The 24,583-nt window shown below is 59.7% G+C and carries 24 protein-coding genes; 14 read left to right on the top strand and 10 right to left on the bottom strand.

The genetic code is table 11. The annotated features are described in order from the left end of the window. Positions 1 to 187: 187 nt before the first annotated feature. Entirely contained in the window at positions 188 to 388 is a 201-nt protein-coding gene (locus QEV83_RS08470; RefSeq protein WP_280130758.1) for a hypothetical protein, read from the top strand. Positions 389 to 481: 93 nt separating this feature from the next. Here QEV83_RS08470 and QEV83_RS08465 read toward each other — a convergent pair whose 3' ends face one another. Next, positions 482 to 958, bottom strand: a complete 477-nt coding sequence (locus QEV83_RS08465) for a DUF992 domain-containing protein (RefSeq protein ID WP_280130757.1) — start codon at positions 956 to 958, stop codon at positions 482 to 484. Between the two features lie 264 nt (positions 959 to 1,222). Between QEV83_RS08465 and QEV83_RS08460 the strand changes: the two genes are divergently transcribed. Together QEV83_RS08460 and QEV83_RS08455 are read left to right on the top strand one after the other, a co-directional pair. Continuing rightward, the gene (locus QEV83_RS08460; RefSeq protein WP_280130756.1) at positions 1,223 to 1,546 is read left to right on the top strand and encodes a c-type cytochrome; all 324 of its coding nucleotides are present in this window, start codon (positions 1,223 to 1,225) and stop codon (positions 1,544 to 1,546) included. Between the two features lie 110 nt (positions 1,547 to 1,656). Further along, positions 1,657 to 2,472, top strand: a complete 816-nt coding sequence (locus tag QEV83_RS08455; protein ID WP_280130755.1) for a creatininase family protein — start codon at positions 1,657 to 1,659, stop codon at positions 2,470 to 2,472. Positions 2,473 to 2,484: 12 nt separating this feature from the next. Here the strand turns inward: QEV83_RS08455 and QEV83_RS08450 are convergent, their stop codons facing one another. Then, on the bottom strand, positions 2,485 to 4,056 hold the full coding sequence (locus QEV83_RS08450; protein ID WP_280130754.1) for a glucan biosynthesis protein G: 1,572 nt from the start codon (positions 4,054 to 4,056) through the stop codon (positions 2,485 to 2,487). A gap of 186 nt (positions 4,057 to 4,242) precedes the next feature. After that, positions 4,243 to 4,890 (bottom strand): SGNH/GDSL hydrolase family protein, encoded by a 648-nt coding sequence (locus QEV83_RS08445; protein WP_280130753.1) that lies wholly within the window; start codon positions 4,888 to 4,890, stop codon positions 4,243 to 4,245. Positions 4,891 to 5,127: 237 nt separating this feature from the next. Here QEV83_RS08445 and QEV83_RS08440 point away from each other — a divergent pair, with 237 nt between their 5' ends. From QEV83_RS08440 to QEV83_RS08410, 7 genes are all read left to right on the top strand, one after another. Next, the gene (locus tag QEV83_RS08440; RefSeq protein WP_280130752.1) at positions 5,128 to 6,258 is read left to right on the top strand and encodes an acyltransferase; all 1,131 of its coding nucleotides are present in this window, start codon (positions 5,128 to 5,130) and stop codon (positions 6,256 to 6,258) included. A gap of 651 nt (positions 6,259 to 6,909) precedes the next feature. Continuing rightward, on the top strand, positions 6,910 to 8,040 hold the full coding sequence (locus QEV83_RS08435) for a type III PLP-dependent enzyme (RefSeq protein ID WP_280130751.1): 1,131 nt from the start codon (positions 6,910 to 6,912) through the stop codon (positions 8,038 to 8,040). Positions 8,041 to 8,188: 148 nt separating this feature from the next. Beyond that, the gene (locus QEV83_RS08430) at positions 8,189 to 8,791 is read left to right on the top strand and encodes an N-acetyltransferase (RefSeq protein WP_280130750.1); all 603 of its coding nucleotides are present in this window, start codon (positions 8,189 to 8,191) and stop codon (positions 8,789 to 8,791) included. 122 nt (positions 8,792 to 8,913) lie between these two features. Then, a complete protein-coding gene (locus QEV83_RS08425; protein ID WP_280130749.1) occupies positions 8,914 to 10,344 on the top strand; it encodes a saccharopine dehydrogenase C-terminal domain-containing protein in 1,431 nt (476 codons plus the stop codon). Positions 10,345 to 10,357: 13 nt separating this feature from the next. Further along, positions 10,358 to 11,053 carry an FRG domain-containing protein gene (locus tag QEV83_RS08420; protein ID WP_280130748.1) on the top strand — a complete coding sequence of 232 codons (696 nt, stop codon included), beginning with the start codon at positions 10,358 to 10,360 and terminating at the stop codon, positions 11,051 to 11,053. 21 nt (positions 11,054 to 11,074) lie between these two features. After that, the gene (locus QEV83_RS08415; RefSeq protein WP_280130747.1) at positions 11,075 to 11,488 is read left to right on the top strand and encodes a hypothetical protein; all 414 of its coding nucleotides are present in this window, start codon (positions 11,075 to 11,077) and stop codon (positions 11,486 to 11,488) included. A gap of 15 nt (positions 11,489 to 11,503) precedes the next feature. Then, on the top strand, positions 11,504 to 12,667 hold the full coding sequence (locus QEV83_RS08410) for a patatin-like phospholipase family protein (RefSeq protein WP_280130746.1): 1,164 nt from the start codon (positions 11,504 to 11,506) through the stop codon (positions 12,665 to 12,667). Here QEV83_RS08410 and QEV83_RS08405 read toward each other — a convergent pair. The 6 genes from QEV83_RS08405 to leuD all read right to left on the bottom strand — a co-directional run bounded on the left by QEV83_RS08405 (position 12,570) and on the right by leuD (position 20,159). Beyond that, positions 12,570 to 16,097, bottom strand: a complete 3,528-nt coding sequence (locus QEV83_RS08405; protein WP_280130745.1) for an indolepyruvate ferredoxin oxidoreductase family protein — start codon at positions 16,095 to 16,097, stop codon at positions 12,570 to 12,572. The genes QEV83_RS08410 and QEV83_RS08405 overlap by 98 nt on opposite strands. Before the next feature lie 145 nt (positions 16,098 to 16,242). Beyond that, complete coding sequence (gene pqqE / locus QEV83_RS08400; protein WP_280130744.1) at positions 16,243 to 17,361, bottom strand: pyrroloquinoline quinone biosynthesis protein PqqE; 1,119 nt, start codon at positions 17,359 to 17,361, stop codon at positions 16,243 to 16,245. After that, positions 17,358 to 17,642: a pyrroloquinoline quinone biosynthesis peptide chaperone PqqD gene (gene pqqD, locus QEV83_RS08395; protein ID WP_280130743.1), complete on the bottom strand. Its 285-nt coding sequence runs from the start codon at positions 17,640 to 17,642 to the stop codon at positions 17,358 to 17,360. Before pqqD ends, pqqE begins: the two co-directional genes overlap by 4 nt. Next, positions 17,642 to 18,403, bottom strand: a complete 762-nt coding sequence (gene pqqC, locus QEV83_RS08390; protein ID WP_280130742.1) for a pyrroloquinoline-quinone synthase PqqC — start codon at positions 18,401 to 18,403, stop codon at positions 17,642 to 17,644. Before pqqC ends, pqqD begins: the two co-directional genes overlap by 1 nt. Then, the gene (gene pqqB / locus QEV83_RS08385; RefSeq protein WP_280130741.1) at positions 18,400 to 19,296 is read right to left on the bottom strand and encodes a pyrroloquinoline quinone biosynthesis protein PqqB; all 897 of its coding nucleotides are present in this window, start codon (positions 19,294 to 19,296) and stop codon (positions 18,400 to 18,402) included. The genes pqqC and pqqB overlap by 4 nt, the downstream gene beginning before the upstream one ends. Before the next feature lie 257 nt (positions 19,297 to 19,553). After that, entirely contained in the window at positions 19,554 to 20,159 is a 606-nt protein-coding gene (leuD, locus tag QEV83_RS08380; protein ID WP_280130740.1) for a 3-isopropylmalate dehydratase small subunit, read from the bottom strand. A 304-nt stretch (positions 20,160 to 20,463) separates the two neighbouring features. On the opposite strand from leuD, the gene cynS reads away from it, so the two are divergent. From cynS to cobM, 3 genes are read left to right on the top strand one after another with little or no spacing between them, the layout of a single operon-like run. Beyond that, entirely contained in the window at positions 20,464 to 20,862 is a 399-nt protein-coding gene (cynS, locus tag QEV83_RS08375) for a cyanase (RefSeq protein WP_280131005.1), read from the top strand. A gap of 38 nt (positions 20,863 to 20,900) precedes the next feature. After that, complete coding sequence (locus QEV83_RS08370; RefSeq protein ID WP_280130739.1) at positions 20,901 to 21,305, top strand: cobalamin biosynthesis protein; 405 nt, start codon at positions 20,901 to 20,903, stop codon at positions 21,303 to 21,305. 10 nt (positions 21,306 to 21,315) lie between these two features. Further along, positions 21,316 to 22,077: a precorrin-4 C(11)-methyltransferase gene (cobM, locus tag QEV83_RS08365; protein ID WP_280130738.1), complete on the top strand. Its 762-nt coding sequence runs from the start codon at positions 21,316 to 21,318 to the stop codon at positions 22,075 to 22,077. Here cobM and QEV83_RS08360 read toward each other — a convergent pair. Further along, on the bottom strand, positions 22,071 to 23,186 hold the full coding sequence (locus tag QEV83_RS08360; protein WP_280130737.1) for a cobalt-precorrin-5B (C(1))-methyltransferase: 1,116 nt from the start codon (positions 23,184 to 23,186) through the stop codon (positions 22,071 to 22,073). The two genes, cobM and QEV83_RS08360, sit on opposite strands and share 7 nt — an antisense overlap. A 101-nt stretch (positions 23,187 to 23,287) precedes the next feature. Between QEV83_RS08360 and QEV83_RS08355 the strand changes: the two genes are divergently transcribed. Continuing rightward, positions 23,288 to 24,550: a cobyrinate a,c-diamide synthase gene (locus QEV83_RS08355; RefSeq protein ID WP_280131004.1), complete on the top strand. Its 1,263-nt coding sequence runs from the start codon at positions 23,288 to 23,290 to the stop codon at positions 24,548 to 24,550. Positions 24,551 to 24,583: the final 33 nt, after the last annotated feature.

Raw genomic sequence — 24,583 nt, 5'->3', positions numbered from 1 at the left:
GGGAAAAATAAGACCGGCAAATATAATTTTCGCCGCGCCAGTCAGCTTACTATTCCGCCACGCAAGACTACGCCAGGCTCTTGCCGCACGTCACAATAAGCGCAAGCGCTGGCATAAACGCGGTGAGGGGGAGACTGTTGCTGGGCAAACCCGCCGGGTGTATATTTGCGTACACGGGACACGAATCATGACGGCGCTTTTGGCTCTTTGGCTCTGCGCGTTGTGTGCCGGGGCCATCTACTACAGCATCCCGCCCCGCGGTACGCGGGCGGATGTTTACGGCATTGCGCTCTGGATCATGTCGAGCGGCGTGCTCGTGGTGTCGGCGGTTGTTCTCGTGGTCAGCGTTGTCTCGCCGGCCGGAATCCATCCCCCAAAATTTTGGTAGCCTCGCCTATGCGCCGAACCCGAAATTCGGACCGGGATAGCCCGGTCCTATTTTGATCGGCGCCAGGAACAAAGTCTCCCGTTCCGCGAGATTTCAGCTTCCGGGGCGAAGCGTCAGCGCCGCGACGCCACCCGCGAGAGAGAGGCCGGTTTGCGCCTGAACCGACAGGGGCTGTAAGGCGATCGAGCGATTCGAGCCGCCGACAAGCGCATTCGCGCCGAGCCCGACACCGACTGTCGCCGAGGCATCGACGCCGATATACTCACCGGCGAGCGCGCCATGCTTGGGTCCTTCCGAGGGTGCAAAAACGGCCCAGCTCAAAACGCCCCGGTCGGTGGCGCCGATATCAAGACCGAATTTGCGAATCGTGCCGTAATAACGCTCGTGATATCCATGCACCGACGTGAAAACGCACGCCATCTCCTTGGTGGAAGTCACAATAAGACCGAGCCCTCCAGACACATTGCAGCGCAACCTGCCGAGTTTCAATCCTTGCTGCGCAACCGCAGTTTGCGTTGTCGCGGTCAAAATGGCAAGAGACGCCGCGCAGAGAATGGCGCGTAGGTTCATGAGTTTTCCTTTTCGATGTAGGCTTGATGCCAGCGCGGGACGATTCGCCGGCGAGACGATCCCTCGCTTCCAAATGGACCGAGGATTTGTGATGTCAAGTGCCGTGAGATTTACATTCAAGCCTTTTGGTGCCCGGAGGCTTGACGCATATCAATCGCACGAATGATTTTTCAAATAGGCCTTCGCGGGTGGTTTCACGATGGCGCGGAAGTGGTTATAGAGCGAATCGCCCTTATTGCGCGGTGCGGACGGAGTCGAAGGACGATGGTCATGATCTCATATATGCGATGCCTCTTCCTTTGCGCCGCATTGCCGGTGCTGATGGCGGTGCCGCCGGCCGCCGCCGCCGATGTGGCGAAGGGCGGGATCATCGCCAAGCGCTGGTGCGCCGCGTGTCATCTGGTCGCGCCCGATCAGACGAAGGCCAATTCGGATGCACCGAGCTTTGCCTCCATCGCGCATAAGAAACCGACCTCGAAAGCGCTTTCGGCCTTCCTGACCGATCCGCATCCCAAAATGCCGGATATGAGTCTGACGCGTGACGAGATCGCCGACATCGTGGCGTATATCAAGGGGCTTGATCGCTAAGTCGAATCCAAGGGGCGCTTGATCGTATCGGCATGTGTTGACGAACAGGCTTTGCGCACCGGCAGCAAATATGTAAGCTTTCGCAGTTAGCCTTCGCGAAGGACTTGGAGATGCCGGAAACAAGTTTTTGGGTTGAGCTGACCTGGACTGATTTTGCCGAAGCCGACATGGCGCGCGTGATCGCCGTTTTGCCGCTTGCCGCGACCGAGCAGCATGGGCCGCATCTGCCGCTCGGCACGGATAGCTTCATCATGGAAGGCTACATTGAGCAGGTCATTGAACGCTTGCCGCGCGAACTTTCCGTCTTGTTCCTGCCCGTGCAAAATTGCGGGCTTTCGATCGAACACATGGATTTTCCCGGCACGCTCAGCATCCCGGCCGTAACCCTCATCAGTGCTTGGACTGCGCTTGGCGAATGCGTGCATCGCGCGGGCTGCCGCAAGCTGGTGCTCTTGAATTCGCATGGGGGGAACAGTGCGATTCTCGACATCGTCGCGCATGATCTGCGCGCCCGACTCGACATGCTCGTCGTGCTCGCCTCCTGGCGGCGTTTCGGCGCACCCGATGGGCTTTTTTCCGCGCAGGAGCAAACGCATGGAATCCATGCGGGAGAGATCGAAACGTCTTTAATGATGAACTTCCGGCCGGACCTTGTGCGCGAGGACGAGGCCGCCGATTTTCCGTCGCGAAGCCTCGCACTCGAACGCGATTTCAACTGGCTGCGCGCCGGCCGTCCAACAGGCTTTGGCTGGATGGCCCAGGATCTCTCGATCTCGGGCGCCATGGGAGATGCGGCGGCGGCCAATGCGCGCAAGGGCGTGGCCTGTGCCGACTACGGCGCCACCGCCTTCATCGAGTTGCTGCAAGATATCGATGGCTTCGATCTGACACGCTTGAAAGAAGGGCCGTTGTCCGAGGGTTTGTGAGCGGATTTCTCCTCAATCGGCACGCCACGGAAACGTCCAAGTCTCGGTGAGCGCCCGCGCGCCAGTGCGCAAAAAGGCCCGCAAATCGGTGGCTTGGCCGGGCTCCAGCTGCACGTCGATGATCGCCCGAAAACCCTTGGTGTGCTCGTTTGGCACGATGAAGGAGCGAGTGATCGTGCCTTGGCTTGTTGATGGAACAACTTCGACAAGTTGCGGATCGGTGGCGTAATAAGGCAGCTCGCCGCCGCTAAAATCGATGATGAACCGGCGCGAGCCCGGTGCTGGCGGCTCGATCGAGCCAAGCGCCGCGGCTACCGTCTGATAGGTGTTCAGGACGCGCCCGTTCGGCGAGAGTTGAGCCAGCTCGAGACCGGCGGCCATGCGATAGGCATAAATGAAAGGCTTGCCTGGCTCGGGCGAATCCTTCGGGACAAAGGAAGCGACGATGTTGTCGTTCGTTTCATGTCCGGTCGGCAGTTCGACGAGCTCGACCCGGCCTTCGCCCCAATTCCCCCTCGGCTCGACCCAAAGGCTCGGACGCATTTCGTAGTTGAGGTCGAGATCCTGATAGTGATCGAAGTCGCGGTCCCGTTGCAACAGGCCAAAGCCGCGAAGATCCTTATCGAGAAAGGCCGAGACCTCCGGCTTCACCGGATTGCGCAACGGACGCCAAATCCATTCGCCGGTTCCCGAATGGATCAAAAGCCCATCCGAATCGTGCAGCTCGGGACGGAAGTCGTCGTTGAACCGGTGATCGTCCTCGCCGATGAAAAACATCGAAGTCAATGGGGCGAGTCCAAACTTGACATTCGGCTTGCGCGGAAAAAGCTGCGCATAAACTTCGATCGCCGTCTCGACTCCGGGAAAAAGGTCGAAGCGATAAGCGCCAGTCGCCGAAGGACTATCGAGCAGCGCATAGATCGTTGCCTGATCGGCGCCGGGCTCGGGCGTCTCGATCCAAAATTCGCGGAAAAAAGGAAACTCTTCGCTGGTGGTGCCAGCCTCGACGGCGAGGGCCCGTGCCGACATGCCGTAGCGCTGGCCGCGGCCGAGAAAACGGAAGTAACTCGCGCCGAGGAAAGCGATCAGTTCATCATAAACCTTTGGGCTGTTTAACGGATAATGCAACCGGAACCCGGCGAAGCCCAGATTGACCGGCAAGGGCTTCTCAATTTTTGTGCGGCCGTAATCAAAAAGGTTGGCGGAATAGGGAATGGGGGCTGGTATCCCGTCTCTAATCAAGTTGATCGTGACGGGGCGCTGGTAAAGATGGCCGAGATGGAACAATTGCAGCCGGAATTGACTGCCAGCGGCGCCAAGGAAGGCCTTGTCGGGGCGAAACCTTATATCGCGCCAGGCATCGAAATCCAGTTTGTTGAGCGCGTCGGGGAGCCCCGGGGAGGCGGTATCGAAAGCCACCGCGGAGAGATCGCGGGCGCGGCGTATGACATCTTCGAAATCGAATTTTAGCGGCGCCTGCGGGGCCTTGGCGGGTTGCGCTGGGGCGGACAAGATGGGCGACGAGAAGCCGGCGCTCGAGAGAACGAGATATTTGACGATTGTACGGCGGCTGAGTTTGACCATGGGTGTCCAGAAAAGAAGGTTTGTACGCAAATTTGGTCAGGCGGGAGGCGTGCTCACGGGTTACTCACCTTTTGCGCCAGCGGCAAGGCGGCCCCTCCTAGAGCGAGTTTGGCAGGAAAGCCCATAAGGGTTAGGCAATCTAGGCAATTGTTTGTTGGCCTGCCCGAAAAAGCCTTCTATACAGGCTCACCAGGTGTAGTTCAGGGCCTTTAAAAAAGCCCGTGCGATAACCATGTGGCCTGTCAAGTTTGCATGAACCCGGTCGGACGCCAGCGCCATCGGATGAACCGCGGTCAAGAGATCATCGAACGCTGCTTGTGTATCCACTAAGACGGCTCGGTAACGCCCAGCCAACTGGCGCACCACGTCCCCATAAAGGTCCATGGCCGCCCGCATGGGATCGGCCTGGTTCGTTTCGATGAAATAGGGCGTCATCAGAACCAATCCCTTGAGTTGCGGGCGGGTCGTGCGGACAAGTTGCTCCAAAATGGAGGCATATTCGTCAAGAGAGACGTGCCATTCCGTTTGCAGGGGGGCATCGAACTGACGCCAGACGTCGTTGATGCCGATCATGATGGAAAGCCAATCGGGCGCCAATTCCAAGACATCGGATTGCCAACGGGCCGCCAAATCGCGCACGGTGTTGCCGGAGATCCCCATGTTCCGGATGCGGATGTGCCTTTCGGGGCAGGTCGCGCCGAGCAAGGCGTGGATGAGGGAGACGTAGCCATTGCCAAGGTCCGAGCCCACAGCTTCGGCGACCGGCCGGGCGCGGCCGCAATCTGTAATCGAATCACCGATCATGAGCAGCGTGCTGTTGGGATGGATCTTCATGGCCTCTTTCATCGAAAGGCGTTTCTACCTGAGACTGGCGGGCAAACGGACTAAGCCAAGCGGGGCGCTAGAGAGTTGATTCGCCGCCCCGCATGGCACAAGAGCCTCCCCATCAACATCCCACGTCAGCATGGCAAGCTTGCCTGAAACGCAGGCATGAGGCAAATAGCGGGCCGCCCTGCGTCTCCCGGCGGGATCGCCGCGGCTTGATACGATGGGATGGCAGGGCGGACATTCATGGGACTTGACGGAGACGGGCAGGCTGCAGCACGCCACAGTAGTTCCCTTGAGGGGATACAGATTCTTCGCGCTGCGGCGGCTCTTCTTGTCGTGATGTCTCACACGCTCTTGGAATCCTTAGCGGCCGTTGCGCCGCCGAAGAGCCCAGCCTGGCTCACGGCTTTTGGCTCTGTCGGAGTCGACATATTTTTTGTGATCAGCGGGTTCATCATGTTCTACGTGAGCTTCCCCGCTCATCGGCCGAGCGTTGCGCCGGCCTCTTTCCTGCTGAAGCGGTTGACCCGGATTTACCCGTTCTATTGGTTCTGTGTGGCGCTGACTCTCGGCTTCTGGAGTCTGGGCCTTGTCCCTTCAATACAGCCGGATAGGAGTATTTTGATCCGGTCCGTTTTGCTGTTTCCAAGCAATTATTTTGTTATCGGGGTAGCGTGGACGCTTGTCTACGAAATGTATTTTTATCTCATCTTCGCTGCGACGCTGTATTTTTCCAGACCGCTCGTTTCCTTATATGGCACCAGCATCACAATCCTCGTTTTATACGCACTCAGCAATTGGGCGCCGGACCCCGCGCTGCGCGCCTTCCTAGGCAATCCGATCGCGGTCGAGTTTTGCTTCGGGCTTTTTTTGGCTTACCTGTTCCGGGAATGGCCAAACTTTGCTTCTGCAGCCCGTCCCCTTTGGATCCCGGGCCTCGCCCTTCTTGTGGCCGCGCCCATGATCGCACCTTATGCAAGCACCCATTTTCCTCCGAGCCCAGCCCGAGTCCTTTGGGGCATTCCCGCGTTTCTCATCGTGGCGTCGTTTCTCTCGCTGAAAACCAATGGCACTCCTTTGAGACGGCAGATGGTTTTACTCGGGGATGCTTCCTACGCTATCTACCTCACCCATCCCTTGACCTTGATTTCTTACGCATGGCTCCTCAAAGGCAGCCTGACGAATTTCCCGCAATGGCCGGTCATTCCATTTTTCGTCGTGCTGTGCGCGGGCTTCGGCGTCCTCATTCATGTTTTCGTTGAGCGCCAGCTCATCAAGGGTGTCCGCGGACTTTTTCGGCGCCTTTTTACGCCGCGCTTGGTGGGTTCACCGCTGCCCTTGGAAAGACCTGAAGAGCTGCAGACTTTGAAGTAGCGGTTTCGGCTGCTGGGTGCGAAGAGCAAGCTTCAGCTCATTGCAGGTCCGATTGGGGCGTCCAGCAGATGCAAGGTTAAGTAAGGTTTAACCATTCGCCGGCGCCTTGCCCGTATTTTTTTTTAAAAAAACTCTTGTGTTGCGGGAAGAATCGCATATTTCTGCCTTTGCCCAATTTCGCACGTGCCTGTGGTCGTGTGCTGGTTGGCGGGGATCCGGACAAGAGGCCGGTTAACCGCCGAATAAGGACCAGCAGCCGGAGGCGAACCGGCGAACCCCGCCAAACGGGGGACGCGACTTAAAGCAACGACGGACCGGGCTTTTTCGTCTCTGCCAGCCTCCAAAGCTGGCTTACCGAAGAGGCTAGTCTATCTTGCCGGGCGTGCGGAGCGGGTTCTCATCCCAATCCAAGCGATGGCCATAAACACTCCGGACAGCGTGATTTGCGGTGTCCACGGTGGATATGTCCAACGGCGCAGCATCTGACCGCGTGGCCCGCGAGGCATCTGCTTCGCTCAAAGCCGCCGGTCGCGAATGGCATGGTTCTTAGCGGCCGCGTTTCCAACGCGCGGACGCTGATTTCGCATCGCCATTCACCCGTAACTTTTTCGTTCCGGCGTGGGAATCCGCGCCGCTCGAAGGGATGCCGCGATGACCGATCGTATCTTGGAATTTCTCCGCAACCGCCGCGAGGACGGGCCGTGCCTTGTGCTCGACCTTGATGTCGTGCGCGACAATTATACAGCTTTCGCCAAGGCGCTGCCGGACACGCGGGTGTTCTACGCCGTCAAGGCCAATCCCGATCCGCAAGTGCTCGACTTGCTGGCGCGTCTTGGTTCGTGTTTCGACACCGCTTCTGTCGTCGAGATCGAGCAGGTCTTGGCAACGGGCGCGAGCGCCGACCGCATCAGCTATGGCAATACGATCAAGAAGGAGCGCGACATCAAGCGCGCCTTCGAGCTTGGCGTGCGCCTGTTCGCGGTCGATTGCGAGGCTGAGGTCGAAAAGATCGCACGCGTTGCGCCGGGGTCCAAGGTGTTTTGCCGCATGCTCTGCGACGGTGCCGGCGCCGAATGGCCGCTCTCGCGCAAATTTGGCTGCGCGCCCGAGATGGCACCGCGCGTCCTCGAACATGCACACCGGCTGGGGCTCGTTGCCTTCGGTCTGTCGTTTCACGTCGGTTCGCAGCAGCGCAATCCGCGCATGTGGGACAGCGCCTTGAAGGCGGCCTCAACGATCTTCCGTGACTTGGCAGAGCGCGGGATCAATTTGCAAATGGTCAATCTCGGCGGCGGCTTTCCGACAAAATATCTGAAGAATGTGCCGGCGGTGAAGACCTATGCGCAGGCGATCTTTCATTCGTTGCGGCGTCATTTCGGCAACCATATTCCCGAGACGATTATCGAACCGGGACGCGGGATGGTCGGCAATGCCGGCGTGATCGAAGCGGAAGTCGTGCTGATCTCGAAGAAGTCGGATGATGACAAGGTGAAATGGGTCTATCTCGACATCGGCAAGTTCAACGGCCTCGCCGAGACGATGGATGAGATGATCCGCTATCCGATCAAAACGCCGTTCGATGGAGGGGCGACCGAGCCTTGCGTGCTGGCAGGGCCGAGCTGCGATTCCGTCGATGTGCTGTATGAGAAGGACCCCTATCTCCTTCCCGTTGGCCTCGAAATCGGCTCGAAAGTGTTGATCGAAGGAACTGGCGCCTATACGACGACCTATTCCTCGGTCGGATTCAACGGCTTTCCGCCGCTTCGATCCTATGTGATCTGAACGGCGCAGCCGAAGCCCTTGGCGGCGGAGAAATCTCCGCCGCATTCTCCCAAAACCTTGTCCCGGACGGCGGGCATGGGCTCGAAGGTCGAGCTCGTGCACGCCGCGAGGGTCGTCCGTGCAATCCCATGCTGTGGGGGAGGCTCAGATGACCTTGATCGCAAATGAAATCGTGCAGGCACCCGCATTCATTGGTGCTGTCGCAGCACCCTATCTTTTTATCGCCGATGAATCGCCAGCCGATGTCGGGGGGCGGGAGCGCTTGCTCGATGAGGCGTTCGGCGCGGCGCGGTTTGAGAAAACCGTCGAACGTCTGCGCAAGGGCCGCGTGCCGGCGCTGGGTCTTGCGCTGGTGGCGAAGGATGGCGGCGATCTTGTGGGCAGCTTACGGCTGTGGCCGATTCGCGCGGGCCGCGTGCCGGCGCTTCTGCTCGGACCCCTGGCCGTCGCCAAGACCCATCGCTCACAAGGGCTTGGCCGTAGATTGATGGGGGAGGCTTTGTTCCGGGCGATCACCGCGGGGCATCGCGCGATATTGCTTGTTGGGGACGCGCCCTATTACGAGCCCTTTGGTTTTTCCCCGCGTCATACGCTCGGGCTGTCGCTGCCGGGTCCGGTCAATGAAGCGCGGTTTCTCGGGCTTGAACTCGAAGACGGCGCTTTATGCGGCGCGAAGGGCCTGGTGACGGCGGGCCGGGGCTTTGATGTTCCGGCGCGGCGCGGCACTCTCGAATTCCGCCACGCGGCTTAACATCGTTAAAAAAAGTTCATATCCAACGTTCTTATCTGGAGGAGCCGCTGGCTTGAAGCTGGCGGCTCCTTCTTGTACCGCTTATCGCGGCCCGCATCCCCTAGACTTTTCTGGAGAAAAAAATGTCGCAATGGCCCGTGCACGGCTCGATTACAGGTCCGATTGTCTTGATCGGCTTTGGCTCGATCGGGCGTGGCGTGCTGCCGCTCATTGAACGGCATTTCAAATTCGACAAATCGCGCTTCACCGTCATCGATCCGGAGGATAAGGATCGCCATCTGCTCGACGAGCGCGGCATCGCCTTCATCAAGAACGCGGTCACGCGCGATGATTTTGTCGATCTCTTGAAGCCGCTCCTGACAAAGGGCGATGGCCAGGCTTTTGTCGTCAATCTGTCGGTCGATGTCTCATCCGCCGCGATCATGCGGCTCTGTCACGAAGTTGGCGCCCTTTATGTCGATACCGTCGCCGAGCCTTGGCTTGGGTTCTATACCGACACGCGGCTGACGGCCTCGGAACGATCCAATTATGCGCTGCGCGAGGCAATCCTCGATCTTCGCCGCGCTCTCAAGACGGGTCCAACCGCGATTTCATGCTGTGGCGCCAATCCGGGCATGGTGTCCTGGTTCGTCAAGCAGGCGCTTTTGAATGTCGCGGCTGATTGCGGCATCGATGCCGGGCAGCCGTCGTCCCGCGAGGATTGGGCGCGGCTCGCGCAGCGCGTGGGAGTCAAAGGCATCCATATCGCTGAATGCGATACGCAGAGGGCGACGGCGGCCAAGCCGCGCGGGGTGTTCGTCAACACCTGGTCGGTCGAGGGTTTCGTTTCGGAAGGTTTGCAGCCTGCCGAACTCGGCTGGGGAACCCATGAAAAACATATCCCCCCGGAAGGAAAGCGGCATGCCTTTGGGCCCGATTGCGCGATCTATCTGATGCGGCCGGGCGCCGGCACGCGGGTGCGGTCCTGGACGCCGACCGCCAAAGCGCAGCACGGCTGGCTCATCACGCACAATGAAGCGATCTCGATCGCCGATTATCTGACCGTGCGTGAGGGAGACAACGTCGTCTACCGGCCGACCTGCCATTACGCCTACCGCCCCGCCGACGATGCGGTGCTTTCGCTCGACGAAATGGCAGGCGCCCAATGGCAGCGTCAGGAAAAGTCGCATATTTTGGACGAGAACGAGATTGTCGATGGCATCGACGAACTCGGGGTCCTGCTCTATGGTCATGCCAAAAATGCCTATTGGTATGGTTCGCAGCTGTCCATCGAGGAGACACGGCGGATTGCCCCGTATCAGAATGCAACGGGCCTGCAAGTGACCTCCGCCGTGCTCGCCGGCATGGTCTGGGCGTTGGAAAATCCCAATGCCGGGATCGTCGAGGCGGATGAACTCGACTTTCGCCGCTGCCTCGAAATCCAGCTGCCCTACCTCGGGCCGGTGACAGGGCATTATACGGATTGGACCCCGCTGGAGGGCCGCGCGGTTCTGTTTCCGGAGGACATCGATACGGCGGATCCGTGGCAGTTCAAGAATGTGATCGTGCGGTAGAAGGGGCGGGGCAATGCCTTTTGCATTCTGGCCAACTTCGCCCGTCGTCTCTCAGACGTGGCTCGATTTCCTCGACTTCGCTTCGGTGAAGGCTGACGGTACTTGGCTCTTCCGGGGTCACGCCGACACGGCCTGGACTCTCGTCCCGGCGATCGGCAGGCAGCCGTCAGCGACAGCGTACCGGCTGGCCGATGAAAAAATCCTGTTCGAGGATTTCGTGCGGGAGGCGAAGCGCTATCTCGATGCGGATGGATTTACGGAGCTTGAATGGATGGCGGTGGCCCAGCATCATGGGCTGCCGACGCGGTTGCTCGATTGGTCGGCCAATCCCATGGTTGCGGCTTGGTTTGCCACGGAAGACGAGAGCGTTTCGGCCGACGCACAAATTTTGGCGCTGCGTGTTCCTTTCGTGCGGCGCTTACAGGCAGCGCCCCTCTTTGGGTCGTCCGGCGCGCCAGTCATCGTGCAAGTCTCCCCGCGCGTCGCGCGGATCACGGCGCAGCAAGGATGTTTCTCCCTGCATGCCGATCCGCAATCGGCCTGGCAGCCGTCGCCGCCAGCTTACGACTTTGTGACTTTCAAGGTCCCTGCTTCGGAAAAGGCGGAGTTCCGGCGGCTGCTGCATATATTTGGCTATGATACGCAACGGATCTATGTGGATATGGACGCGCTCAGTAAGATGCTGGCGTGGCGCTACCGTCAGCGGTAAGAGTGGAGAAGGATCGCGCGGATGTCTGAAGATCCATTGGTGTTGGATCAAATCATCGATGCCGTGACCGCCTTTCCGGTCGAGGATGGCGAGCAATGGCTTGCGCTCTCCAACGCTGTCCCGGGCGTGTCCTTTTTTACGACGGATGTTGATCCCCGGTCTTTCGAGAAAAACACAACAGAAGACACTTGGCTCGGCCGGGGCGAATTGCTGCTCAAGGCGCCCGGCGCATTGCGGCCGGGGCAAGCGATGCAAGAGGTCTCGTTCACGTTGCCGGTCAGGGTTGTGTTGTCGGAGCGTGGCGGTGTGCTTTCCGTCACGGCGTTTGATTTTTATTCGGGCGATGACAGCGGCGAGGCGTCAAAGCCTCGTTATGATCCCGATGACGGCCCGCCCAAAACCATTGGCTGGGGACCTTTCGAGGGGTTGTTGTAATTATGGAAGTATTTCATGCCGAACCCAGAGAGCACGGCATTGGTCCTCCAAGGAGGCGGCGCGCTTGGCGCCTATGAGCTTGGTGCCGCGCGGCGGCTCTACAAGGATCCAGATTTCGCGCCAGATTTGATCGCCGGCGTCTCAATCGGTGCGATCACCGCAGTGCTTCTGGCCCGTCCCGCGCAAGGTTTGAAACCGCTCGAAGCGCTGGAAGCCTTCTGGCAAAAAGTCACCGTCACCGGACTTTTTCTGCCGCCGCCATTGCGGCCATATGCATCGGCGCTGGGAAATCCGAACTTCTTCACACCGAGGCTAGATTACTACGCGTTGCCGATGTGGACGCACATCTACGACACGGCGCCATTACGCGAGACCCTCTCGCAATTGATTGATCTCAAGGCCCTCGCGGACCCGGAGGCCATGCCTGGCCTCTTGGTCAGCGCGACCGACGTCGAGGCTGGAGAGATCGAGTATTTCTTCAGCCGGGAGGGCGGACTGTCCTTGGACCACATCATGGCAAGTAGCAGCTTTCCGCCATCGTTTCCGATGACACGGATCGGTGAGAAATATTACTGGGACGGAGGTTTGTTCGACAATACACCGCTTGGCGCCGTGCTCGAGAGGCTCGATACTGCCAAGGACGCCGACCGGACAATTTTTGTCATCAATCTATTCCCCAACGAGGTGCCCCTTCCCACCAACTTGCATGAGGTCAGAGTACGAACGCACAATCTCCATTTCGACAACAGGAGCCGTGCCGATGTGAGGATGCTGGAGAGGATCAATGAGGTCGCCGATCTAATGGAGGCGCTAGAAAATCTTCCCGAAGGCAACCCACTCAAGGATAATCCGGCCTATCAGGCGGTGGCAAAACGTCAATACGTCCGGCATCCGCGCATTGTCGAGATCACCCGCCCGGAACAGGTTTTGGGCTTTGGCGGCAGTGATTTTTCACCTGGCACCATCGAACAACGTGCGGATGAAGGTTTCAAGCAGACCGATAAGGCGTTGTTGAAGCTATTCGACTCCAAGTACCTTCCTCAGGAAAGAGCGCTTTCAATCTTCGGCGAAAACTGTCTTGCTATTCCGCCGCCAGTTTCACGGGTGCAGGACCCGCGCGAAACTGTTCCAAGAGATTTTGCTCCTCGGCCTTCGCGGCTTTCAAGTGCCGCATTTTGACATGGCCGTAGCCGCGGATTTTTTCTGGAATTGCGGCGAGGGCGACGGCGACGTCATGATTGGCCAGGCAAAGGTTAGCCAAAATCTCCGCTATCAAAACCTCATAGTCTTTGATCAATTGCCGCTCGGCGCGGCGCTCTTTTGTGTAACCGAAAATATCGAAAGCCGTTCCACGCAGCCCTTTTAGAGCAGCAAGACCACGGAACAGCGGCATGACCCAAGATCCAAAGCTGGATTTGACCGCTTCTCCTTGCGCGGTTTTCCGGCCAACCAGCGGCGGCGCGAGATGGAATTCAATGCGCGGGCCGCCTTCGAATGTTGCCGCGATCTGCTTTGCAAAAGACCCGTCGCTATAAAGCCGGGCGACTTCATATTCATCCTTGATCGCGAGCAGTTTGAAGTAATAGCGTGCGCATGCGTCCGCGAGGTCATGCCTGCCCGGCACCCGCGCCCGCTCAATCTCATCGGCATGCTTCACCAAAGCCAAATAGCGCTTGGCATAGGCTTCGTTTTGATAGGCCCCGAGAAATGCGGCGCGTCTTTGGATCGTTTCGTCGAGCGGCCGGGATGGCGCTTGCGTCGCGGCGCTCCGGCGCAGCGGCGATGCGGCGGCTTCCACCGCGGCGGAATTGGCGGCTTCCCGCCGGCCCCATAAAAACGCCGCCTGATTCATCTCGACGGCTTCGCCGTTGAGGGCGATCGCATGCAGGATCGAGGTATCGTCTAGCGGCACGAGGCCTTTCTGCCAGGCGTAGCCGAGCATGAACATATTCGCGGCGATGGAATTTCCCAGCAAGGCAGTGGCGATACCGGTCGCGTCGATGAAGCTCACTCGGTCCCCGGCGGTCTCCAAGATCGCCCGTTTGATGCGTCCGGGGTGGAGCGAAAAATCCGGATCGTGGGTGAAGTCGCCTGGGAAAATTTCCGCCGTGTTGACCACAAATCCCGTCTCGTTCCGGCGGACGGCGGCAAGCACTTTCTTAGTGCCGGAGACGACAAGGTCGCAACCGAGCACCAGATCGGCTTCGCCGGCGGCGACCCTTATGGCATGGATATCCTCTGGCCTCGCGCCAATCTTCACATGGCTGTAGACCGCGCCGCCTTTCTGCGCGAGCCCTGCCATATCGATCGAGCCGCAGCCCTTTCCTTCGAGATGCGCCGCCATGCCCAATATGGCGCCGATGGTGACAACGCCCGTGCCGCCGACTCCGGTCACGAGGATGCCATAGGGCTTGCTGCCGATTGCCGGAATAGCCGGCCGCGCAGGCTCGGGAAAGTCCTGCTCGTGTTTGACCTTTGCCTTTCGAAGCTTGCCGCCATGCACCGTGACCAAGGCCGGGCAGAACCCGTCGAGGCAGGAAAAATCCTTGTTGCAGCTCGATTGGTCGATGACCCGCTTGCGGCCGAATTCGGTTTCGAGAGGCTGCACCGAAACGCAATTCGATTTGACGCCGCAATCGCCGCAGCCTTCACAGACGAGCTCGTTGATGAAGACGCGCCGGGGGGGATCGGGCATCTCTTTCTTTTTGCGGCGCCGACGCTTTTCGGCCGCGCACGTCTGATCATAGATCAGCACAGTGACGCCTGAAATGGCGGCAAGTTCGCGCTGCACGCTCTCGAGCTCGTGACGGTCCTTGATGGTGAGCCCTTTTGGCCAATGGATGGCGGCCGGATATTTCTTGGGCTCATCGGACAGAACGACGATACGCTTTACATTTTCGGCGGCGACCTGGCGAGCGATCATGTCAACGGTGAGATTGCCCTCAAGGGGCTGACCGCCGGTCATCGCCACGGCGTCATTGAAAAGGATCTTGTAGGTGATGTTGACGCCAGCGGCGACCGCGAAGCGGATCGCGAGCGTCCCGGAATGATCGTAAGTGCCATCACCAAGATTTTGGAAAACATGCGCCCGTTTGGAGAAGGGCGCCTCGCCGATCCAGTTGACGCCTTCGCCACCCATCTGGGTGAAGCCCTCGGTCGCGCGGTCCATCCACTGCACCATGTAGTGGCAACCGATCCCGGCATAGGCGCGCATGCCGTCAGGCACTTTTGTCGAGGTATTGTGCGGGCAGCCGGAGCAGAAATAGGGGGTGCGGACACCCAAATCACCCGCGCTCGCGAGCGCGGCCTGCATGCGCTCCAGCTTGCGTATCCGCTGCTCAAGGTCATCGCCGCCAGCGAACCGCAACAGGCGGCGGCCGATCGCGATCGCGATGTCATTGGCGTCCAGAGCGCCGGTGACCGGAAACAGCCAGTTCCCCTCTTCATCCTTTTTGCCAACGCAAATGGGCTGGCTTGGCGAGCCGTAAAGCTCCTCGCGCAGCTGCACTTCGATCAGCGAGCGTTTTTCCTCGACGACGATAATCAATTCGAGCCCGCGCGCGAACTCGCGCAATCCTTCGGGCTCGACCGGCCAGGTGCAGGCGAGCTTCATGAGCCGCAAACCAAGCCTGTTCGCACCGATCTCGTCGATGCCGAGATCGTCCATTGCCTGGCGCACGTCGAGATAGGATTTGCCCGCCGTGATCACCCCAATTTTTGCGTTGGGACCGCCGGAGGTGATGATTTTGTTGAGCTGGTTGGCCCGCAGCCACGCCACCATCGCGTCGCGTTTGTAATTCTGTAGGCGCTTTTCCTGATCGAGAACCGTGTCATGCGCGCGAATGTTGAGACCGCCCTGCGGCATGACGAAAGAGGCGGGAACGATGGGCCGCACGCGATCGAGCGAGACATCGATCGAGCCGGTCGATTCGACCGTATCCTTCAGGCATTTGAGGCCGACCCAAGCACCTGTGAAACGGCTCATCGCAAAGCCATAGAGCCCGTAATCGACAATCTCCTGCACGCCCGCCGGAGACAGTACGGGCATCATCACATTGACGAAATTGAATTCCGATTGATGCGCGGTCGTTGAGGATTCGGCAGTGTGATCATCGCCCATCAGGGCCAGCACGCCGCCATGTTTGGAGGTGCCAGCGAGATTGGCGTGGCGGAGGACATCGCCGCTGCGATCGACGCCCGGACCCTTGCCATACCAGAGCGAGAAGACGCCGTCGTACTTGCCTTCCCCGCGCATCTCGGCCTGTTGGGCGCCCCAAATGGCGGTCGCCGCCAGATCCTCGTTGAGGCCCGGCAAAAACTGGATGGAAGCCGCGTCCAGCGGGTGCTTGGCGCGCAAGAAAGCCAAATCGAGACCGCCGAGTGGCGAGCCGCGATAGCCGGAGACAAAACCCGCTGTGGCGAGATGATTGCGTCGGTCAAGCTCCTTTTGCATGAGCAAGAGCCTGACAATCGCCTGCGGACCCGACACGAAGATTCGCCGCTTCGTCAGATCATATTTGTCGTCGAGCGAGGTCGATCGAAGATCCTGAGGGAATTCTTGAGATAAGTCTTGGGGCAGGTCGACCGGGCCTTTCACCGCGTCCGCCATCGCTCAACTCTCCTGCCGGACAGCCGCCGCCCGGCCCTGCGGCATTCCTTGCCACAATGCCTGGAATATAGGCGGGACCGCCATATTTTCCAAGGATTGGCGGGCTTTTCCACCGGGGAAGTGGCTGTTGCGCAAGCGAAAGAGCCTATTCCGTCGGCTCGCGCAGTTTGCTGCGCCTGTAGCTATAGACTATTGGGGCCGCCGCGTCTTCGCTTTGCGCCGTGATCGCGGCGATTTTGCCGTGATGCGGCGAGAGGTAACACACCGGGTCGGCCTCCCGGGCATCGCACGTGAGCGCGAGGGCCTGGCAGCGGCAGCCGCCATAATCGACCGTCTTGCGCGGACAGGAGCGGCACGGCTCGCGCATCCAATCCTCGCCGCGGAAGGCGTTGAAGGCAGCCGAATAGGTCCAGATGTCCTCGATTGAATGATCGCGCACATTCCAAAATTCAAGGCCTGGAATCGTCTCCGCCGCGTGGCACGGCAGCGCTTTTCCCGTGGGTGTGATGTTGAGCCCGCGCTTGCCCCAGCCACCCATGCAGGCCTTCGGATAGCGTGCGTGATAATCCGGGATGACATGGTCGATGACGATGACCCCGGCAAGCGACTTTTGCAGGGCTTCGACCTCGGCGATCGCTGCCTCTGCCTCGCTCCGCGAGGGCATAAGCGCGGCACGATTGAGCAGCCCCCAGCCGTAATATTGCGCATGCGCAACCTCGACCCGGCGTGCCCCGAGCTTCACGGCAAGCTCGACCATCTTTCCGGCGCGCGTCACATTGGCCCGGTGAATCACCGCGTTCACAGTGAGGGGCAGACCGACCTCCGCGATCCATTCCGCAACCAACTGCTTTCGCGCGAAGGCGCCTTTGTAGCCGGCGATTTTGTCGGCAGAGCCTTCCTCCGAATCCTGGATCGAAAGCTGCGCGTGGTCGAGACCAGCATCCGCGAGTTCCTTGACGCGATCTTGCGTGAGCCCGATGCCGGAGGTGATGAGATTGGTATAAAGGCCAACTTTCGCACAATGGGCGACGATCTCTGTGAGGTCCTGCCGCGCCGCCGGTTCGCCGCCGGAGAGATGCGCATGCAAAACACCAAGCTTCGCGGCTTCCGAAAAAACGCGGGTCCAGTCGGCGGTCGCGAGTTCATCGCCGCGCGGATCGAGCGTGAGCGGATTGGAACAATAGGGGCAGGCCAGCGGACAACGATGCGTCAACTCGGCGAGCAGCGCGACGGGGGCGCTTAGTTTTGCCGGTGCGGCACTCATAGAACCACCATGCGCTTCGCCGCAAGGTCCTCCAACAGCGCCCGGACATCCGCCCCAACCCGGGTGCGATCCGCGGAAAACTGTTGGGCGAGGTCATCGACAATCGCATCGAACGTCGCAACTCCATCGCAGCGTTTCAATATCTCCACGGCAATTGCGTCCGCCTTAATCACGCGCTCAGGTGCGAGCAGAAGCCATTCGCCGCGTGTCTCGTCATATTTCAACCGCACGCCCCGCAACAGGCGGGGCCTCGACTCGATGGATGGCGTGTTTACCTCCATCAGGCGGCCCGGCCATGCGCCGTCACCGTTCCCGGCACCCAGGCTCCGGGCGGGATGGCGTCATCGACATAGGCGCTCCAAAGCGCATCGAGCTGCGCCCACAGCACGGAGCATTTGAACTCCAAGGCGGCGATGGCGGAATTTTGTTCCGCCCGCGTTGCCGCGTGCTTTTTGACAAAATCGAGGGCGAAGTCGCTGTCGCGTTTGGCTTGCACCGGGCGCTGCGAAAAATAGGCGAGCGTGTCCTTGCTCACGAAATCATAATGCGCCAGCATTCCGGCGACGCGCTCGCCGATAATGGCAGGCGAAAACAATTCCGTGAGGGAAGAGGCGACCGCCTGCAAAAGGCTCCGGCTGCGGCAGAATTCCGTATAGGCTTCGACGGCGAAACGGGTGCCGGGCAAGATGCCATGCGTCGAGGTGACATAATCGCGGGGAAAGCCAAGGCTGTCGGTGAGCTTCAGCCAGCGCTCGATGCCGCCATCGCCTTCATGCAGGCCGTCGTGATCTTCGATGCGCTTGCGCCATTGGCGGCGGTCCTCCGAATTTGTCATCCGGGTCAAGATCGTCGCGTCCTTGATCGGGATCATCGCTTGATAATAGTAGCGATTGAGCGTCCAGGCCTGGACTTCTTCATAGGTGCATTTGCCCGTATGAAGGCGGCGATGGAAACGATGCAGATTGTGGTAGCGCTCGGCCCCGATTTGCCGCAAGCGGGCTTCGAGTTCGTTGTTGGCCAAAGGCTGGGCGTCAACGCTCATAGCGAAATCTCCATGCCATCATAGGCGATGTCCCAACCGGCGCTGGCGGCTTCCATGCGTTGGGGGGAATCCTCAATCAGCACCGGATTCGTGTTGTTGATGTGAACATAAATTTTGCGGCCGATCCCGCAAGAGGCGAGCCGCTTGAGCGAGCCCTCGGCACCGCTCATCGCAACATGACCCATCCGGCGGGCGGTTTTTTGAGACAGATCAAGCTCCACCATCTCGCCGTCCGTGAAGGTGGTGCCGTCAAAAAAAACAAGCTCCGCCTGGGAAAGCCTTTCGAGCACGCGTTGATTGATCTCGGCGCAGCCCGGCACGTAGAAAAAGCTTTTGCCGCCGTCGCTAATTTCAAGGCCGATCGTCGTCTCGGTTTCGGCGCCGACCGCAAGGTTCTCGTCTTCGAGATAGAGCGCGACTTTACCAGGAACCGCGAAAGGTTTTACGAAGATGCCAAGTCCGGTATCCACGGTTGTATCGAGATCAACGGGATGCCTGTCAACAAGCTGCGGGTTCAAAACGCCAAACATCCCGGAACTTGTTTGCGCCAAGGTGGCGCGGCTTCCAAAGAGCGTCAAGCTTTGCTGTTCGCGGAGGATTAAGAGCCCGGCGAGATGATCGACGTCGGCATTGGTGACAAAAACCGCCCGGATCGGCGAATGCCGCTTGGCGCCGCGCGGGTGCAGGCTTGGCGAAGCGATGATCTGCTGGCGGAGGTCCGGCGAGGCATTCAGGAGAAGCCAGCGCTCTCCATCGGCGCTGACGGCGAGACTTGATTGGCTGCGCGCCTTGACGCGCTTATCGCCACTCCAGGCAAGCTGGCAAACCGGGCAGAGGCAATTCCATTGCGGAAAGCCTCCACCCGCCGCCGAACCCAGGACGAGAATGCGCAAGGCGCGCGCCAATCATGAAACAATGAGGAATCGAGCGTGACCGTCAGATTTCGGCGGAAAGGTAGCTCGTGACTTCCATGCCGATGCAGATTTCCGTGATGATGGGGGTTGTCCAAGTCATATCTGCGATTTCCTCCAACAAAGCGCGGCTCTCAGCCTAAGCGCTAATTTCCCAAAGCTTGAACAGATGTCGATGCTGTCCTGGCGCTTATTTAGCATCGCACGGGGGCCATTGCCACAGGATTTTTTCCACGCGATCAGAGCCAAAAACGCTCCGCCCCGGATTTTTTCTCGAATATCTCGATTTGAGAGGATTTTTTGAGCGTCAAGCCGATGTCGTCGAGGCCATTCAACAGGCAATGCTTGCGGAAAGGGTCGATGTCGAAATGAATTATGCCGCCGTCGGGGCCGCGAATGTCCTGGGCCTCGAGATCGACGGAAACCGTCGCATTGGCACCGCGCTTGGCGTCGTCCAGCAGCTTGGCAAGATTTTCCGGAGAGACAACGATTGGCAAAATGCCGTTTTTGAAGCAATTGTTGTAGAAAATATCGGCAAAACTCGTTGAAATCACACATCTTATGCCGAAATCGAGAAGCGCCCAGGGGGCATGCTCGCGCGACGAGCCGCAGCCAAAATTGTCGCCCGCCACGAGAATCTTGGCGTTGCGGTAGGCGGGCTTGTTGAGGACGAAATCGGGGTTTTCGCTGCCATCATCCTGGTAGCGCATCTCCGCGAAAAGGCCCTCGCCCAAGCCGGTGCGCTTGATGGTTTTGAGATATTGCTTCGGGATGATCATGTCGGTGTCGATATTGGTGATTTCGAGCGGCGCCGCGACACCGGTGAGAGAGGTGAATTGTTCCATTTTTGTCCTGGCTGGGTTGGGTTTCATCCAATGACGTTTGCGCAGCAAGTCTCGATTGAGCGCAGGGAAACCCCTGGACTCCGCTCTCCAAGAAGCCAATTGTGCCCGCTCCTCAGAGCTTCTAGCAAAGCGCTGACCTCGAAGCAAAACCTGGCACGCGCGGGCATGATGATTTGCCGCTGTTCACAAAACTTTGGACACTGCGGTTACTGATTGTAGGATCACCGGAGCCTTCCCATCCACGGAGCCCCTTATGTTCACCCATCGCAGTGAAGTCACAAACATGATCCGCCACGCCAAGGTTATGAAAAACATCAGCTGGGCGGATGTCGCGGCGGCGGTTGGGAAGAGCAAGGAATGGACGACCGCCGCTTGCCTTGGCCAGATGGTGTTCACCAAGGAGCAAGCCGAGAAAGTCGGCGCACTCTTCGAACTTCCAGATGATGCGATCGCCTGGCTTCAGATCGCGCCCTACAAAGGCTCCTTGCCGACTGCTATTTCGACCGATCCTCTGATTTACCGTTTGAACGAGATCGTCTCAGTCTATGGGACGACGATCAAGGAATTGATCCATGAGGAATTCGGTGACGGCATCATGAGTGCGATCGATTTCTCGATGGACATCAGCCGCGAGCCGGATCCCAAGGGCGACCGCGTGAAAATTGTCATGTCGGGAAAATTCTTGGCGTATAAAACCTATTGAACGGGGCAAGCCAACCGCGTTGATTGCGAAGGAGCACGGTGCAACTCAACGCACCCCAAACCACTGTCGCCATCGGCATCGGCTGCAAAAAGGGCTGTCCGAGCGAGGCCATCGTTGCGCTTGTCGCCCGTGCTCTGGCGGTGGCGTCCTGTCTTGACACGGACGCCTGCCTTTTTACGCATGCTGCGAAGCAAAACGAGCCCGGCCTGGCCAAGGCGGCGAAAACCCTCGGCCTGCCGCTTGTTTTTCTCGAAGCCGAGGTTTTGCGGCAAGTCTCCTCACGCGCCGCCACGCGCTCTTCAAAAGTTATGGCGCTGTTTGGATTGCCGTCTATCGCCGAGACGGCCGCGCTGGCCGGGGCTGGGCCTGGGTCCGTTCTGCTGCTTGCACGGATGAGCGAAGCAGGTGCAAGCTGCGCGATCGCAGGCAGAAGAGACTCGTAACCAGAGAGCCATGACCGTTCATTTCATCGGTGCGGGGCCAGGCGCCCCCGATCTCATTACCTTGCGCGGCCGCGATCTTATTGCGGTCTCGCCGGTTTGTCTTTATGCGGGATCGCTGGTGCCGCAGGCATTGCTCGGACATTGCCCGAAGGATGCCCGCATCATCGATACGGCCTCGATGAGTCTCGATGAGATCGGCGCGGAATTTTTACGCGCGCATCGTGCGGCGGAGGATGTTGCACGGTTGCATTCGGGGGATCTCTCCATCTGGAGCGCGCTCGGCGAACAAATCCGCGTGCTGGAGCAACTCTCCATTCCCTATACGATCACACCCGGTGTGCCAGCTTTTGCCGCGGCAGCGGCTGCTTTGGGTGTCGAACTTACGTTACCGGAAGTCGCGCAATCGCTGGTTCTCACGCGGACGCAGGGTCGCGCCTCGTCGATGCCGGACCGTGAGAAGCTCGCGAGCTTTGCGGCGACGAGGACGACGCTGGCCATTCATCTCTCGATCCATGCGATCGCGAAGGTCGTTGCCGAACTGATACCGCATTATGGCGCCGATTGCCCGGTGGCCATCGTGTGCCGCGCGTCCTGGCCGGATCAAAGAATCTTGCGAGGAACACTTGAGTCCATCGCCGCGCAATTGAACGAAGCGCCGATGGAGCGCACCGCGCTGATTATTGTGGGACAAGTTTTGGCGCGCGGCGATTTTCGTCCCAGCGCGCTCTACGATAAGGATTACCAGCGCCGGTTCCGGGGAAAAGCTCAATGAACCGGCAAAAAGGGTGTTCGCGCGAGAAGATTGCCGGCACGATCGAACACCGCGATTTCCAGCATAATGCCGCTGCCATGCAGAGGTTTTGCCGCCGTGCGCCACGCGGCCTTCGCTACGGGCGCGGCGATGTCAAAATCTTCCGCACGGGCAAGTTCCAAGACCTCTCCGGCGCTCTGGGCGGTCTTTACCCGTGCGGCAAAATCTTCATCCGCGCCAGTGTCCGCGCAACACGAAGCGAGCCAGGACAGATCGACCTCGCCGCGTTTCGAATGAAGGTCGAGAAGGCCTTGGCCGAGCTTTGTCATTTTGGCGAAGCCGCCGGCGATCGTCACTTTCGGGATGGGATGCGTACGAAGATATTTCAACATGCCGCCGGCGAAATCGCCCATCTCGATGAGTGCGATGTCCGGCAATCCGTGCAACGTCTTGATGGCGGCTTCCGACGCCGAGCCGGTCGAGCCCGCGACATGATCGAGGCCGGCCGCGCCGGCGACATCAATGCCGCGATGAATCGTATCGATCCATGCGGCGCAGGAATAGGGGACGACGATCCCGCTCGTGCCGAGGATCGAAAGACCGCCAACGATCCCAAGCCTTGCGTTGAGCGTTCGCTTGGCGATGTCCTCGCCGCCCGGAATCGAAATCTCGACCATGACGTCGCCTGTGGCGTCATAAAGCCGGGCGATTTCTTCGATCGCCGCTTTGATCATCCGTCGGGGAACCGGATTGATCGCCGGTTCGCCAGGTGGCAGCGGCAGGCCCGCGCGGGTGACCGTGCCAATTCCCTCTCCCGCACGAAAGGTGACGCCCGATCCTGGCGGCCCATCCGACACGCGGGCGATGACGAGTGCGCCATGCGTGACGTCGGGATCGTCGCCAGCATCCTTGATGACGCCCGCGCGGGCAAACCCCGCTCCCAGATCCTCCAAGGCGAGCGCAAAGGACGGCTGCGTTCCACCTGGCAAAGTAATGGTGACGTCAGCGGGAAACTTGCCGGAAAGCAGCGCTTCATAGGCCGCGCGGGCTGCGGCGGTGGCGCAGGTGCCTGTCGTCCATCCTTTGCGCAGATTCGCTTTTTGGCCTGGCGTCTTCTCAACCTCGCTCATCAGACAGGGAACGCCTTTTCGTGACCATTTCCGGACATGACGGCCCTATATTAGCACGTGGGCTTGTCATCGCGGCGCCGCGCTCTGGCAGCGGCAAGACGATGCTGACGCTTGGCCTCATGCGCTCTTACCGCAACGCGGGTCTTTCTGTCGCGGGGTCCAAATGCGGGCCGGACTATATTGATACCGCTTTCCATGCCGCCGCGACCAGCCGGCAAAGTTTCAATCTCGACAGTTGGGCGATGCCTGCGGCGCTGCTTGGCCAATTGGGCGCCGCCGCTGGCGATGCTTGCGAGCTTATCCTTTGCGAAGGCCTGATGGGGCTTTTCGACGGCGTTCCCGGGAAGGCAGGCCGGACCGGCTCCTCCGCCGATGTCGCGGCGGCGCTCGGCTGGCCGGTCCTGCTCGTGCTGGACGTGAGCGGGCAATCGCAAACAGCGGGAGCCATCGTCCTAGGCTGCACCAGTTTCGACCCGCGCTTAAAAATCGCCGGGGTGGTGTTGAACCGGGTCGCAAGTCCGCGCCATCAACGGCTTGTCAGTGCGTCCATCGAGGCGCTTGGGCTTCCCGTGCTGGGGGCCTTGCCGCGCGACGAAAACATCAGTCTGCCGGAACGCCATCTCGGCCTCGTGCAGGCTGGTGAAACACGAGGTCTTGATACGCGCCTCGATCAGATCGCGGCGTTCATCCGTGAGCATGTCGATACGGGCGCCATTTTGGCTTGCGCGCGAGCTTCTCCGGTGCTGGATCACGCGGAGGCTCTTGCCTTGCCTCCTCCCGCCCAGCGCATCGCCATCGCGCGGGACGAGGCATTTTCCTTTCTTTATCCGCATATTCTAGCGGGCTGGCGAAAGGCGGGCGCGGAACTCACTTTCTTTTCGCCGCTCGCCAATGAGCCCCCGCCAGCAGATTGCGATCTTTGCTGGCTCCCAGGCGGCTATCCCGAGCTTTATGTGGGGCCGCTCGCGGCGGCGGAACGTTTCCTCGAAGGCTTGCGCAGTTTCGCGGCGACAAAACCGGTGCATGGCGAATGCGGTGGCTACATGGTTTTGGGGCAAAGCCTGACAGATCAAGCAGGACACGCGCACCGCATGGCGGGGCTGGTGGGCGCGTCGTTCAGTTTCGTGAAACGCAAACTACACCTCGGCTACCGGCAGGCGTACCTTGCGGCGGATCACCCCTTGGGGGCGAAGGGCACCCTCCTGCGCGGCCATGAATTTCATTACGCCACGATCGAGGCGAATGGCGATCCGCCTTTCGCTTTTGTTCGTGACGCGTATGGCGGGGCCGAGCAAGCGGAAGGCGGCAGGCAGGGAAACGTGACGGGAAGCTTTTTCCACGTCATCGCGACTGAAGAAGCCTAATGTTCAGGAACGCTTCGGCGACGATCGCTCCCC

Origin of the sequence: Methylocapsa sp. D3K7 (assembly GCF_029855125.1) — a bacterium.
Classification (GTDB): domain Bacteria; phylum Pseudomonadota; class Alphaproteobacteria; order Rhizobiales; family Beijerinckiaceae; genus Methylocapsa.
Note: the sequence above shows the minus strand (reverse complement) of the source record. Positions and strands in the feature narration are given on the sequence as shown.